Source organism: Acinetobacter sp. YH12049 (assembly GCF_013419875.1).
Lineage (GTDB): Bacteria > Pseudomonadota > Gammaproteobacteria > Pseudomonadales > Moraxellaceae > Acinetobacter > Acinetobacter amyesii.
This window is the reverse complement of record NZ_VOZH01000020.1, coordinates 33657-47604: the sequence shown is the minus strand read 5'-3', so window position 1 is coordinate 47604 and position 13948 is coordinate 33657. Positions and strand designations below refer to the sequence as shown.

The window sequence follows — 13948 nt, the reverse complement described above, 5'->3', positions numbered from 1 at the left end:
AATCATTGAATTTTTAGAATCAGGGCAATCGGCATACATCCATGTTATGGTTGCCTTCATTCATATCAATATTGCTTACAATAAAAATGTCTAAAATTTTAATATTAATAGTCATTCTTTCGGGGCTCAGTTCTGCCCTCTATGCCCAGTCCGTATTTCAGACGGGAGATATTATTTTTCATATCTCAAAGTCACAACAAAGTTTAAGCATTCAAAAGGCCACACATTCGCCCTATAGTCACATGGGCATGATCGTAAATAAAAATAACCAAACCTGGGTGCTTGAAGCTATTCAACCTGTGCAATATACCGCTTTAAATCAATGGATCGCACGTGGGGAGAATGCTCACTATGTGGTGAAAAGGCTCAAACAACCCTTAAATGTGCAGCAGAAAACGAAGCTGGTGCAACATGCGGAAAAGTACTTGGGCAAACCCTATGATATATATTTTGAATGGGATGACCGTGCAATTTACTGTTCTGAAATTGTTTGGAAAGCTTATCAGCATGCTTTAGGAATCGAACTTTCTCCATTACAACAACTGAAACAATTTGATTTAAAACAAAATGAAGTCCAGCGTCTAATGCGGCAGCGCTATGGTCAAAATATTCCGCTGAATGAGCAGGTGATTGCCCCTAAGGCCATTTATGATTCAAAACTTTTAAAAGAAATATTTAGAAATTAAGGCAATAAAAAAGCCCAAGTCGCAATGCTTGAGCTTTTTAATGAGTGATTAAAACCAACTCGAATATGGCGTCCCTACGGGGATTCGAACCCCGGTTACCGCCGTGAAAGGGCGATGTCCTAGGCCTCTAGACGATAGGGACAGTACAGAAAGCAAATTTTAAAACCGTTTATTTCAGTCTAAGTTTTTAGACTAAATAATGGCGTCCCTACGGGGATTCGAACCCCGGTTACCGCCGTGAAAGGGCGATGTCCTAGGCCTCTAGACGATAGGGACTTAATAAAATGTACTTCTGAAAATTGGCGTCCCTACGGGGATTCGAACCCCGGTTACCGCCGTGAAAGGGCGATGTCCTAGGCCTCTAGACGATAGGGACGTTTCAGAGGTGGGCGTATATTAGGGTGAAAATCGGGGGGTGTCAAACGCTTTTCTATAAATAAATTCAGTTTTTGTTGTTGAGTGCATAAAATTAAAACAATTTGCTAAAAATGTTTGAAAAATACATTATTTATGTCGGTTTTTTCAACACTTGTAAGATTGTAGCAATAACTTCTGGATGCGTTAAATATCCAGCAATATCGTGTGGGTGTTCAATCGATGTCTGAATTTGCTGGTTGATAATGGCGGGTTGAAAATCAAATGGTGCCTGACTCAGTGGAAAAGCGCTGAGAAAATCATCATGTGAATAAAAGTTTAACCAATCGCCTGAAATTGCATCAGGTCGCTGTAAAGGCTGAGGTAAGTGGGCTTGGATGACACGAAAAGCCAAAGGTGAGCCCAAGGTGATAAAGCGCTGTATGTTGAGTTCAGGATGTAACAGTAAAAAATGATACGCAATCACGCTACCTAGCGAATGTGCAATCAACAGGGTGGGTTTCGTTTGATGTAATTGCTCATGCAGACGAGTATGAACTGCCTGAATAAAGTGTGGATTGGATAAATAGAGATAAGTTTCGACCAAAAATTTATGCAAAAGTGTGGCATGTAATTTTGGGAAATAATTCATTAAAACTGCAAAATCGCGTAGGACAAGATCTTTGCCAAGTGCAGTGATCGATTTGACTGATTGGCTTAATCCAATAGCATCATTGAGGGTGATGTCAGGTAGATTATTTTGTACAGCATGATGCTCAAGTACTTTTGGTGATTTTTCTGGGAGTTCAGTGCGATGGATAAACGGAAAATGTGGCCACGTTTGAGGTGTCAAGGTGCTGGCTTGAAGCATATTCTGCAAATGATAACGCGTGAGTAAGTCTCCATAAAAAGGCATGCGCATATGGTGCTGTATATACGATAAAAAAGTCTCTTGATGGCTTTGCTTTAAGCCTTGAGACAACAGTGCAAGCCAATGCTGTTCGAGCGTACGTGCAGTTTGTTGCTGTTGATTCATGCCATGGATAAAGATGATCTGCATATTGCACCTCATCGACGGACCAGTTTTTATTCTACTTTTATTAAAATATAGCCATAAAAAAAGAGCAACCGAAGTTACTCTTTTATCGTGTTTGGTATGACAACGCAGATCAATCTTTGTTGTGATACAAGGTGTAGTAGCTGATATAACACGCCACAATGAAGATCATACAGCAGATAAAGCCAGTTAACATTTCTGGGTCAAATACCATACTAATACAGGTAATAAGACAGAATACAAAACCGAGTATCGGCACGATTGGGAAGAGTGGTGCAGCAAAAGCTAAATCTTTTGCAGTTTTACCTTCTTTATACCACTGACGGCGGAAGTTGAATTGGCTTAAACAAATACTCATCCATACCACCACCATGGTAAATGCCGCGACACCTAACAAGTTTTTGAAGATGGTTTCTGGTGCAAATTGCTCAGAAAGTAAGCCCGGCATACCACCGATCATGGTCACAATCACGGCAACATAAGGAATACCACGTGAGTTCACTTTAGAGAACACCGCAGGTAATTGCTTACTATAGGACAATGACCACATCATTCGAGATGCAGCAAATAAACCTGAGTTTGCAGCAGAAAGTAGGGCTGTGATAATCACAAAGCGGATGATGTCTTCTGCATAAGGAATACCAATGTGCTGGAATACTGTTACGAAAGGTGAACTACTTACACCTTCGGCAGATAAGCCAGCTTCTTGATGGGGCAATAATGCAGTAATAACAACAATGGTACCCACAAAGAAAATCAACAAGCGGAAAATCGCCGTGTTAATGGCTTTAGGTACATTTTTCGCTGGATCTTTGGTTTCACCCGCAGCAACACCAATCAGCTCAGTACCAGAGAATGCGAAGTTCACAATCAACATTGTAGCGAAGATTGGGAACAAGCCTTCAGGGAACCAACCTTGTGCAGTGAGATTGCTAAACAGCGGTGCAGCTTCATAGCCTCGATAGCCTAAAACACCAAAAATGGCCAATAGACCCAAAATAATAAAGGCAACAACGGTAATCACTTTGACTAAGGCTAGCCAAAATTCAGATTCAGCAAACCGTTTGGTTGAAATCATATTCAAGCAGAATACAAAAGCACCAAAGATTAGGGTCCACATCCACATAGAGCTGTCTGGGAACCATTCCTGCATTAAAAGTGCAGCAGCAGTAAATTCAGTTCCTAGCGTTACTGACCATGTCAGCCAATACAGCCAAGTGATGGTATAACCCGTACCCGGTCCGATATAGCGTTTAGCATAAGCGCCAAATGAACCAGATTCAGGCATATGTACAGCGAGCTCGCCTAAGCAAAGCATCACCATATAGGCGATAATACCGCCTAAAAAATACGAAATAATGGCACCTACAGGCCCCGTTTGTGCAATGACTTCACCCGAACCAAGAAATAAACCAGTACCGATTGCGCCGCCAAGCGAAATCATCACCAGATGTCGAGTACTCATAGCGCGTTTTAACGGCGCAGAATTGCCCTGATGCGAAGCATCATTCGGAGAATGTGATGACTGCATAGAGAAAAAGGAGAATCAAATAATGAAGCGAGTAATTGTAGAGAAGAATGCAATGATGATGCAATCAATTAATATAAATTATAGATAAATAAACTTTAAGTTTGTCAGAACTGACAGAAGAATTGGCGTCCCTACGGGGATTCGAACCCCGGTTACCGCCGTGAAAGGGCGATGTCCTAGGCCTCTAGACGATAGGGACGTTTTAAGGTGCTGTCATAGTATGAATAAACATGATGTGAGTCAAAGAAAAAATTTAAATCTCAGCTCATTTGTCTGTTATTTAAACATATAAATCAACGATTAATAAATTATAGAAAAGAAAGGCTTTGAAAATAAAAAAGCGAACCCAATGGCTTTGGATTCGCTTTAAAGATTAATCATTAAATCAGCTTAATCTTGATTATGATATAACCAATAATAACCTGCATAACATGCCGCCATAAAGATCAAGCATCCAATAAAGCCTGAAAGCATTTCAGGATCTGCAGCCATACTTAAACCTGTTGCGGTACAGCAGACAAAGCCAAGGATTGGAACCAGTGGGAACCATGGTGTACGGAATTTAAGTTCTGACACGCTATGACCTTGTTTCAGCCATTGGCGACGGAAGTTAAATTGACTCCAACAAATACTCATCCACACGATCACCATGGTGAAAGCGGCAATCCCCATCAAGTTCTTGAAGATCACATCTGCGCCAAATTGTTCTGACAATAGACCCGGTAAACCACCGATCATAGTGACCAATACAGCAATATAAGGCACACCAGTTTTGCTTAATTTGCCGAAAGCACGTGGTAATTGTTTTTGTGCGGACAGCGCCCACATCATACGTGATGCAGCATATAAACCAGAGTTAGCTGTAGACAGTAAAGCCGTAATAATGACAAAACGAATCAAGTCTTCTGCATAGGGAATGCCCATCAGGTTAAATACGGATACGAATGGACTGCTACTTAAGCCGCCATGTCCACCGACATTTAAACCTGCATCGGTATAGGTCAACAGTGAACTGATGACGATAATAGTGCCGACAAAGAAAATGATTAAGCGCCATACCGCAGCATGAATGGCTTTAGGCACATTCTTTTCAGGGTTTTCAGTTTCACCTGCAGCGATACCAATCATCTCCGTACCATTAAAGGCAAAGTTTACGATCAATAGCGTGGCAAACAGTGGGAACAAACCATTTGGCAGCCAACCATGTTCAGTCAAATTGTGGAACATTGGAGCTGATTCATAGCCTTGGAAAGGCACGAAACCAAAGATGCAGGTAAAACCAAGGATGATGAAAATCAACACTGTTGCAACTTTCACCATGGATAACCAAAATTCTGACTCTGCAAATGCACGCGTAGAGCTTAAATTAGAAATCAGTACACCTGCAGCGAAGATCAGTGTCCATAACCAAATAGAGGTTTGTGGAAACCATTCCTGCATCAATATAGCAGCCGCAGTAAATTCTGTACCTAAGGTGGCAGACCAGCCCAACCAGTACATCCAAGACACCATATAACCGGTACCCGGGCCAATATAATTTGTCGCAAAAGCACCAAAAGAGCCAGAAACAGGTAAATGTACGGCAAGTTCACCCAAACAGAGCATAACCATGTAGGCGATTAGACCGCCAATAATGTAGGCAAGTACAGCGCCCAAAGGCCCAGCTTGTGAAATAACTTCACCTGAACCCATAAACAAACCAGTACCAATTGCACCACCAAGTGAGAGCATCACAAGGTGTCGAGTCGTCATCGCACGTTTAAGCGATGGACTTTTACCTTCAGCAGACGAGTGTTGCGAAGGTTCAGAGGGAGATTGCATAGTGAAAAGAAAATTGAACGAAAGGTATATTTTATGATTGAATGCAGTGAAATGATTGATAAATCGAATTTTTCTTATAATGTAATAATACTGATCTAAAATTTAAATCTTTAGTGCTGACCATTGGATTAATGGTCAGGAGTTTGATACTCAGCTTCAGAAGTTGCAGGTACTTGAGTTTGTTCAGCTACAGGGGCTTTGTTGTCATCGCGGCTCACAATATACAGATAGAGTGCAGATGGAAATAAGATGGCTAAAACCAAGAGCAACTTTTTAAACATAGGGTGTTCTTACATCAAAATAGATCAAGCTGAAGTATAAACAAAACCAGTCAGGCTGTAATTAATTAAAGTTTACGGTTTTTCTGTTCTAGATTGGACAGGATGACTTGGTAAATGTCGGGGTAGTGTTGTTTAAAGTTCCGTTGTTGCATGATCGTGATGGTTGAAGCATTTGGCTCAACACCCAGTTTTAAAATTTTTTGGGTTAATTCGATGTTGTTTGATTTGTATGCTTGATCCTACTCAACAGTATTTGAATGATTTGTAGGTAGGCAGGCTTCTGGTCTAAAAATGTAGATGAAGATACCGAGATATACTATGCACAGGCCAAAGAGTGGGATTATTTTTTTCATTATATGATTCATAAAAAACAAGAGCGCTTTTAGCGCTCTTGATATGGATAATTAAAACTTAAAAGTGACATCAGCAATGAATTGTCGCCCAATTTCAGTCATAACGCGAGGTGTACTAGAAGTACTTGATGCGCCAGTTACATATGTATTTACGCGATTCGTTACATTGTTAATGGTTAAACCCAAAATGGCTTTTAAATCTTTACCTAAATTAATGTCATACGTTGTACGCATATCCCAAGTAAACTTTGGTTTGATTTCTGAAGCAACATAAGAGTCAATTTTTGAATCGTTATAGTCGATTTTTCCATTAGAAATTATATCGTCATAACTATCTTTGTAACTAAAGAAATTCGAAACTTTTATTGGAGCTGGATCAAAAGCAATATCCCAACTAATTCGTGCAGTCCAAGGTTGATTAAAATTTGTCGCAGGTCGGTCAGCCCATTTTATAATTTTACCGTCATAAGAAATCAAGCGTTCTTGGTCGGCATCTTTATATTCAGAAGTATAGTCAATATAACTACGGAATATTTCACTATAGTCAAAACCTAATGCAAATAAATGTTGCGTACCTGCAATGTTGAAAGGCTCTTGGTTTTTTAGTGTCAGAGAATAGATGTCTGCCTCACCATGTCCATCATTGGCATATTCATAAGAAAAATTGAAGCCGTCTTGAGGAATATCCGTACGGTTACGGGATATTTCATCTTGATACTTACGATTGACCCATTTTAGACCTAAATCCCAGTTCTTAATCTGGCTATTAATCCCGAAAACTGTTTCATCACTAAAAGGTGTCTTAAGTTTTGAGCGGTGTGTAGATGTTGAAGAACTCGTCATAGATTCAACCCAATCAGTTTCAGGGTTTGAACGTGTTGCCTTATACAATAACTCCCCAATTGCATCATTCAGTTCTGTGCCTAATGTCTGTTGTCCATAGTATCGGTTCCATCCAGCTAAAACTTGCAGTCTGTCATCTTTAAAAGGTTTGTACGATATTGAACTACGCGGGACAATATTAAAATTAGAGCTTAAAGAATCATAGTCTGCACGAATGCCAAAACGTGTTGAAACGTAATCTGACCACTGAATATTGTCTTCAATAAATGCATTGAAACGGTCTTGTTGTGCAGAGAATTCACCAGCTTTATAAATTGATGCTGATGCAAAATATTGTCCAGTCCATCCCTGTATAGTAGAGTTGGAATCACATAGGTAGTCATCTGCAAAACAAGTGTAATCGCCTAAATTTTTAAGATTTGTTGAGTTACTATTAGTGATCAAAACATCTGAAGCACGTTTCCAATCAACTTCTGCATGGCTGTAACCAAGGCCAGCCAGTATATTGTGTTGTGTTTGTCCTATTTTAAATAAATCGAAAGCAGCTTGGGCATCATAACTTAAGGCAGTCTGATTTTGCTCTAATTGTCCTAGCATAGTCCCTTCTGAAACAGTTTTTGAGTCTGTCCAATCTTTACTGCCTTCGGCAAAATGCCAGATCAAGCCGTAATTTTTATCCGATTGGCGGCTACTATCAGAGTTCTGGAAATTGAGTTTATGAGTGAGTGTTGCTGGGCCAAACCGGTGTTCGAGTTCAGAAAATAAGGTTACGGTCTCGGTTTCAAGTGTACTTTCTGAATTTCGGCGACTATCTGCATAATTTAGACTATCTAAGATCCCATAATCGAAGCCAAATTTAGCTTTAGTTGTTTCTGAAGGTGAGTAGAACAAAGTTGTTCCAAGATTAATGTTATTTCGTTCCTGATCAATTTTTTTAGGGCTATCGAAACCACTTAAAACAGGTATAATCGAGGTTCTTTTTGATGCATAACTATTAAAGCCCCATTGTTCTGAAAGCTTTCCGTAGATATTTGTGCTTAGGCCTTGTTTTGTATATTCTTTTTGATTGGTTTCACTCGGTTCTTCAAATAAATCTTGTTCTTTTTGGCTAATAATATTGTATCGAGCCCAATCACTTTCGGTGTAATCGTAGGTGATTGAACCATGTATTTTTCCAATTTCAGTATTTGGTGCACATGTTTTTGCGCTTATTACGCCACCTGTAAATTGACCATAAGCTGCAGAAACATTGCTATCTAAGACTTCAAGCGAACATAGTAGATCTGTGTTGACAGCCATAGCTTGTGACCCAGTTCCAAAACTGTGCATGGTATTTGAGTCGGAATCTGTTGGGTTTATGAGTAGATTATTAGAGACCCCATTGATGATAAAGTTGTTTTGAAATGTCTGTGCTCCATTAATTGAAATTTCTGCTGGTTTAAGTTCTGCTTGAGATCCAGAAGCATTTTGGCTTTGGCTAAACTGCACATTTGGATTAACTTTTAAAAAGTCTGTGATATTTTTCGAGCTATTCGGCGTTTTTTCTAAATCTTCTTTGATGTATACGGTTTTACCTACTTCTTGCTTGGCTTTGACTTCAACTTCAATCGGCGTCATTTTGAGGTTATTGCTTTGAATAACTTGAGTTGAATCAATTTCATTGGCATAAGCTTGAGATGCTAAAGCAGTCAAAATTGCGATATTAAGAGGAGAATAGGCAAAGCGCATGGCTGTCAATAATTATGCAGATAAAAACGATAGCGATTATCATTAACTTTACAAAAATAATCAACAGAAATGAGAATTATTTGCAATAGGTGTTTTTTTAATACACAGCGATTTCAGTGAATGAAAATTTTAACTAATCAGTAGAGGTGGTGATGTGTATTCAATAGACTTGAATATTCAGCTTGGAGAAAGTCTGAATAAAAATTGGCGTCCCTACGGGGATTCGAACCCCGGTTACCGCCGTGAAAGGGCGATGTCCTAGGCCTCTAGACGATAGGGACGTTTAGAAGATGGCGGTATCTTATTGATCCGCCATCATAGTGTCAAGTAGGTGAGGGCCGAGTTTGTTCAAAATATAACAGAACAGTTCTGCGGTCTTCTGAGTATCGTAAAGTGCAGAGTGTGCTTCTTTACCATCAAACTCAATACCAGCTTGAATACATGATTTTGCCAGCACAGTTTGTCCAAACATTACAGCGCTCAAAGTCACTGTATCGAATACGGAAAAACTATGGAAAGGATTTTGATTTTTTGTTCCTGTACGTGCAATAGCTGCCTGTACAAACCCTAAATCAAAATGGGCATTGTGACCAACTAAAACAGCATGAGTGCAGTTTTGTTGACGACGTACTTCATTCACTGACTTAAAAATACGTTTTAATGCTGATTTCTCATCTTCAGCCATGGCCATACGCATCGGATTAAATGGATCTACACCAATAAAATCCAGTGAGCGACGGTCAAGGTTGGCACCTTCAAACGGATTGATATGTGCATGGTGGGCTTCACCCGGTACAAAATTACCTTCTGCATCATACACAATAGGAATAGCTGCAATTTCCAGTAAGGCATCGGTCTGTGAATTAAAACCTGCTGTTTCGACATCGACAACAACAGGTAGGAATCCACGGAAACGTTGACCAATGACTGGTCGAGTTTCATCTGTCACACTTTTCTCCATTGGATGGTCTTACCCGCATACAACGGAATAATTTTTTCGCCATCCAAATAGTCTAAACTTTCAGGGATCATTTGATCTTCTTTTACCAAGGTAATGGTATTGGTATTTCGAGGGAGTCCGTAGAAGTCTGCACCAAAGTGGCTTGCAAAACCTTCTAAACGGTCGATTTTACCGACTTGATCAAATGCTTGAGCGTATAGCTCAATTGCTGTTGGTGCACTATAACATCCTGCACAGCCACATGCATTTTCTTTAGCATTTTTTGAGTGAGGTGCACTGTCTGTACCTAAGAAAAATTTAGGGTTTGCACTGGTCGCGACTTCAAGCAAAGTTTGCTGATGGGTTTGACGTTTTAAAATCGGTAAGCAATAGAAATGCGGCTTAATGCCACCCACCAACATGTCATTACGGTTAAACAATAAATGTTGCGGTGTGATTGTCGCAGCCACATTACGGTCTTGTTCTAATACAAAATGCGCAGCTTCACTAGTAGTGATGTGTTCTAGCACCAATTTTAATTTAGGGAACTGTTTTAACAGTGGAGAAAGCACTTCATCAAGGAAACGTTTTTCACGGTCAAAAATATCCACATGGTTATGTGTCACTTCACCATGTAACAGTAACGGCACTTGGTGTTCTTCGAGTTGCTCAATCACACCATAGACTTTACTAATATCACTGACACCACTGTCTGAGTTCGTGGTTGCACCCGCTGGATAGAGCTTAATGGCATTAACATGCTCAGACTCTTTAATTTTTTTAACTTCACTTGCAGGGGTGTTGTCTGTGAAATAGAGCACCATACGCGGGTCAAAGTGAACGCCTTCAGGAACATGTGCCATGATACGTTCACGGTATGCATTTGCTTCTTCAACGGTTTTTACCGGTGGTACGGTGTTTGGCATACAAATCGCGCGAGAGAATTGTTGTGCTAAATCAGGAACTGTACGCTTTAGGGCTAGACCGTCACGTAAATGTGCATGCCAATCATCTGGCTGAAGAAGAGTAATCGTATTCACAGCGATTCCAAGCTTGGAAATAAAACAAATGATAATGCAAATAATGTGAAAATGGTAACGAGATTTCTGTACAAATGACTGAACAGATATAAATTAAGAATAAAACTGTGGTATTTTTAAATGACTAAAAGAATTAGATAAATGCTTGGAAATGGAATACAAGTATAACCTTGCAAAGTTGCAATACGATAAAGAAAAAATAGAGGAACTGATTACACGGCAAACTCGTCGTGTAGGGGAAATGTTTCCTAAAAAACTGGAAACCCAATTTTGGACTTTAAACCTCGATCGTGCGCAAACCAACATACGTCATTTTTTCTGGATGGGGGTGTTGATCTACTTTGTGCTCACCATGCTGATCATTCCCGGAGATTACTGGATTATTGATCAGCAGCATTTTGTGCATGATTTTATTCATTGTTTGCTTGGACAGCTCAATGGTGCGCTGTGTCTTCTGACTTTATATGCCTTTGCTCGTTACGACCGTCTGAAGCCTTATTTTTCACATGCTAGTATGTTTGTAGTGTTTTGGGCAGTTATTTCAATGTCTTGGCTCACCATGACCGTGTATACCGAAGCACTTAAACATCAGGCCATGATGATCCTTTGTATGATTTACATCTTGAGCTACATTTTGACGGGGGTGAAACCGGTCCAAATGTTGATGTCTGGCTTGTTGGCTGCTGTGGTCACCATGTTGATGCTTTTTTCATTAGAAGTGAAATTTGATATGATGGTGTTGGGGCGTGTACTGATTGGAAGCTGTGTATTGGGTTTTGCAATCAGTAAGATGCTCTGTGCGCGTGAAAGGATGATTTTTTTGAATATGCTGCGCGCGGATATTAGTGAAAAAATCCATCGTATTCATACCACAGAGCTTTTGCATTTAAGTCAGCATGATGAATTAACCAAGATTTCAAATCGACGTACTTTTGATGAAATGCTCGATACCTTTTATGAGCAATCTCGACGTAATAACACCTCGCTTGCTGTGCTATTTATCGATGTTGATCATTTTAAAAACTATAACGATTTCTACGGTCATCAAAAAGGCGATGATGTAATTTCAACCATTGCCAAAACCATTAAAAATGCCATTCGACATATGGATTTTGTAGCGCGATATGGTGGTGAAGAATTTGTGGTTTTATTGCCTGAAACCGATGCGCATGGTGCTTATGCGGTAGCGTCAAATATTTATAAAGCAATCGATCGTTTAGAAATTCCACATGCCAAATCACAGGTTTCAAATCACGTCACTATTAGTTTGGGTATTACGGTATATCGTGCTGAAAATATGACGAAGGATGAACTGTTAAATATTGCCGATCAGGCGTTGTATCGTGCGAAACAATTAGGCCGGAATCAAATTTACTATCAGTCGATTCGTTCAGCACATGTGGCTTAATGTTTAATAAAATTGAGAACTTCTCTGAAATCGGCAATAAAAAACCGCGCAAAATGCGCGGTTTTTTATGACTCAACAAATCTTATTTGTTTTTGTCTTTTAATTGAGGCACTGCAGAACCTGTACCTACTGCAAGTAAGCCAGAGTTTGTGTAGATACCTAATTTAGCGCGAGTATCTGTGATATCCAGGTTACGCATAGTCAATTGACCGATACGGTCAGCAGGACTAAACATAGAGTCACCTTTCTCCATAGTTAAACGCTCAGCTTCATAAGTGAGGTTAGGAGATTCAGTGTTTAGAATAGTGTAGTCATTACCACGACGAAGTTCTAAAGTCACAGTACCAGTGATTGCTTTAGCAACCCAACGCTGCGCAGTTTCACGAAGCATTAATGATTGAGAATCGAACCAACGACCTTGGTAAAGAAGACGACCTAAACGCAGACCGTTAATACGGTATTGTTCGATGGTGTCTTCGTTATGAATACCAGTCACTAAACGTTCATAAGCGATATGAAGAAGTGCCATACCCGGAGCTTCGTAGATACCACGAGATTTTGCTTCAATGATACGGTTTTCGATTTGGTCAGACATACCTAGACCATGACGACCACCGATACGGTTAGCTTCAAGAATGAACTCAACTGGGTTTTCGATGCGTTTGCCATTTAATGCAACAGGGAAGCCTTCTTCGAAAGTTACAGAAACTTCTTCAGCTTTTACTTCTACGTCATCTTTCCAGAACGCAACGCCCATGATTGGGTCTACGATTTTGATACCCGCATTAAGGTATTCAAGATCTTTTGCTTCGTGAGTCGCACCTAACATGTTTGAGTCAGTTGAGTACGCTTTCTCTTTTGACATTTTGTAGTCAAAACCATTGTCGATCAGGAACTGTGACATTTCTGCACGGCCGCCTAGCTCGTCAATGAAAGTTTGGTCTAACCAAGGTTTGTAAATTTTTAGCGATGGGTTAGTCAACAGACCATAACGATAGAAACGTTCAATGTCGTTACCTTTATAAGTCGAACCGTCACCCCAGATGTTTACGTCATCTTCTTTCATTGCGGTTACAAGCATCGTACCTGTAACTGCACGACCAAGAGGAGTCGTGTTGAAATAAGGCATACCACCAGTTGAAATGTGGAAAGCGCCACATTGAATAGCCGCAATACCTTCTAAAGCAAGTTGTAAACGACAATCAACTAAGCGAGCTTTAACTGCGCCATACGCTTCCGCTTTTTTTGGAATCGCATCGTAGTCGTCTTCATCAGGTTGACCTAAGTTTGCTGTGTAAGCATAAGGTTCTGCACCTTTTTGTTTCATCCACAAAAGCGCAGCTGAAGTATCTAGACCACCAGAGAAGGCAATACCAACTTTTTTGCCAACTGGGACATTCTGCAAGATAGTTGCATTATCAGTCATTGTTAATCCTAACGATATAAATATAGGCACCGAGAATGGGTGGCCTGAAAGAATACATATATGTGCGCGATTGTAGCACTTTTCTGCACGGTTTTTCTAAAAAATCATGAGATACAAGCGATGAGGTAGAAAAAAATGATCGTTGAAATCTATTGATGAATACTTCATCCAGTTTTTGCAGGCGGAAAAGGCATTTTCTGAAAGAAATAGGTTGCACATATAAAGAAATCTATTTGATTTAAATAAATGGTCATACCAATATGGTGTTGATTTGGTTTTTATACTTTTCATTGAAATGAGACTGAGGTCAAACAAAGCTTTATTATTAGACTAAAGTATATTTTCTAAAGTTTAGTTATAAATAATAAATATAAAACAGGTGTTTAAAAATTATTGTTAAAAATTTAAACTGGAAAATAATGTTTTTGCATTAAATATTGGTCATACCAAAAACAAGAAAAGCTTGAATGATTGAGTTGA

Annotated in this window: 10 protein-coding genes and 5 tRNA genes; 2 read left to right on the top strand and 13 right to left on the bottom strand. The window is 39.7% G+C overall.

The window, feature by feature from the left end:
- The first annotated feature begins 41 nt into the window (after window positions 1-41).
- On the top strand, window positions 42-686 hold the full coding sequence (locus FTU05_RS10460; RefSeq protein ID WP_306670323.1) for a YiiX family permuted papain-like enzyme: 645 nt from the start codon (window positions 42-44) through the stop codon (window positions 684-686).
- A gap of 66 nt (window positions 687-752) precedes the next feature.
- Here FTU05_RS10460 and FTU05_RS10455 read toward each other — a convergent pair.
- The 12 genes from FTU05_RS10455 to pyrC form a co-directional block, all read right to left on the bottom strand.
- Window positions 753-828, bottom strand: a tRNA-Glu gene (locus FTU05_RS10455).
- A 58-nt stretch (window positions 829-886) separates the two neighbouring features.
- Window positions 887-962 (bottom strand) — tRNA-Glu (locus FTU05_RS10450).
- A gap of 24 nt (window positions 963-986) precedes the next feature.
- A tRNA-Glu gene (locus tag FTU05_RS10445) sits at window positions 987-1062 on the bottom strand.
- A gap of 132 nt (window positions 1063-1194) precedes the next feature.
- The gene (locus tag FTU05_RS10440) at window positions 1195-2100 is read right to left on the bottom strand and encodes an alpha/beta fold hydrolase (protein ID WP_180165217.1); all 906 of its coding nucleotides are present in this window, start codon (window positions 2098-2100) and stop codon (window positions 1195-1197) included.
- A gap of 109 nt (window positions 2101-2209) precedes the next feature.
- On the bottom strand, window positions 2210-3628 hold the full coding sequence (locus tag FTU05_RS10435; protein WP_180165215.1) for an amino acid permease: 1419 nt from the start codon (window positions 3626-3628) through the stop codon (window positions 2210-2212).
- A gap of 123 nt (window positions 3629-3751) precedes the next feature.
- Window positions 3752-3827 (bottom strand) — tRNA-Glu (locus tag FTU05_RS10430).
- Between the two features lie 191 nt (window positions 3828-4018).
- Entirely contained in the window at window positions 4019-5449 is a 1431-nt protein-coding gene (locus FTU05_RS10425; RefSeq protein WP_180165213.1) for an amino acid permease, read from the bottom strand.
- Window positions 5450-5577: 128 nt separating this feature from the next.
- Window positions 5578-5730: a hypothetical protein gene (locus FTU05_RS10420; RefSeq protein WP_168379378.1), complete on the bottom strand. Its 153-nt coding sequence runs from the start codon at window positions 5728-5730 to the stop codon at window positions 5578-5580.
- 404 nt (window positions 5731-6134) lie between these two features.
- Complete coding sequence (locus tag FTU05_RS10415) at window positions 6135-8654, bottom strand: TonB-dependent receptor plug domain-containing protein (RefSeq protein ID WP_180165211.1); 2520 nt, start codon at window positions 8652-8654, stop codon at window positions 6135-6137.
- 205 nt (window positions 8655-8859) lie between these two features.
- Window positions 8860-8935, bottom strand: a tRNA-Glu gene (locus FTU05_RS10410).
- A gap of 20 nt (window positions 8936-8955) precedes the next feature.
- Window positions 8956-9615 carry a ribonuclease T gene (gene rnt / locus FTU05_RS10405; RefSeq protein WP_078192915.1) on the bottom strand — a complete coding sequence of 220 codons (660 nt, stop codon included), beginning with the start codon at window positions 9613-9615 and terminating at the stop codon, window positions 8956-8958.
- On the bottom strand, window positions 9600-10634 hold the full coding sequence (pyrC, locus tag FTU05_RS10400; protein WP_180026810.1) for a dihydroorotase: 1035 nt from the start codon (window positions 10632-10634) through the stop codon (window positions 9600-9602). Before pyrC ends, rnt begins: the two co-directional genes overlap by 16 nt.
- Before the next feature lie 151 nt (window positions 10635-10785).
- Between pyrC and FTU05_RS10395 the strand changes: the two genes are divergently transcribed.
- Entirely contained in the window at window positions 10786-12042 is a 1257-nt protein-coding gene (locus FTU05_RS10395) for a diguanylate cyclase (RefSeq protein WP_180010903.1), read from the top strand.
- Window positions 12043-12124: 82 nt separating this feature from the next.
- Here FTU05_RS10395 and argG read toward each other — a convergent pair whose 3' ends face one another.
- A complete protein-coding gene (argG, locus tag FTU05_RS10390; RefSeq protein WP_078189146.1) occupies window positions 12125-13468 on the bottom strand; it encodes an argininosuccinate synthase in 1344 nt (447 codons plus the stop codon).
- Window positions 13469-13948: the final 480 nt, after the last annotated feature.

Excerpts from the sequence above, each read along its gene's own strand:
- FTU05_RS10460 (WP_306670323.1), top strand. The coding sequence starts at position 42 with ATGTTATGGTTGCCTTCATTCATATCAATATTGCTTACAATAAAAATG.
- FTU05_RS10440 (WP_180165217.1), bottom strand. The coding sequence starts at position 2,100 with ATGCAGATCATCTTTATCCATGGCATGAATCAACAGCAACAAACTGCA.
- FTU05_RS10435 (WP_180165215.1), bottom strand. The coding sequence starts at position 3,628 with ATGCAGTCATCACATTCTCCGAATGATGCTTCGCATCAGGGCAATTCT.
- FTU05_RS10425 (WP_180165213.1), bottom strand. The coding sequence starts at position 5,449 with ATGCAATCTCCCTCTGAACCTTCGCAACACTCGTCTGCTGAAGGTAAA.
- FTU05_RS10420 (WP_168379378.1), bottom strand. The coding sequence starts at position 5,730 with ATGTTTAAAAAGTTGCTCTTGGTTTTAGCCATCTTATTTCCATCTGCA.
- FTU05_RS10415 (WP_180165211.1), bottom strand. The coding sequence starts at position 8,654 with ATGCGCTTTGCCTATTCTCCTCTTAATATCGCAATTTTGACTGCTTTA.
- rnt (WP_078192915.1), bottom strand. The coding sequence starts at position 9,615 with ATGGAGAAAAGTGTGACAGATGAAACTCGACCAGTCATTGGTCAACGT.
- FTU05_RS10395 (WP_180010903.1), top strand. The coding sequence starts at position 10,786 with ATGGAATACAAGTATAACCTTGCAAAGTTGCAATACGATAAAGAAAAA.
- argG (WP_078189146.1), bottom strand. The coding sequence starts at position 13,468 with ATGACTGATAATGCAACTATCTTGCAGAATGTCCCAGTTGGCAAAAAA.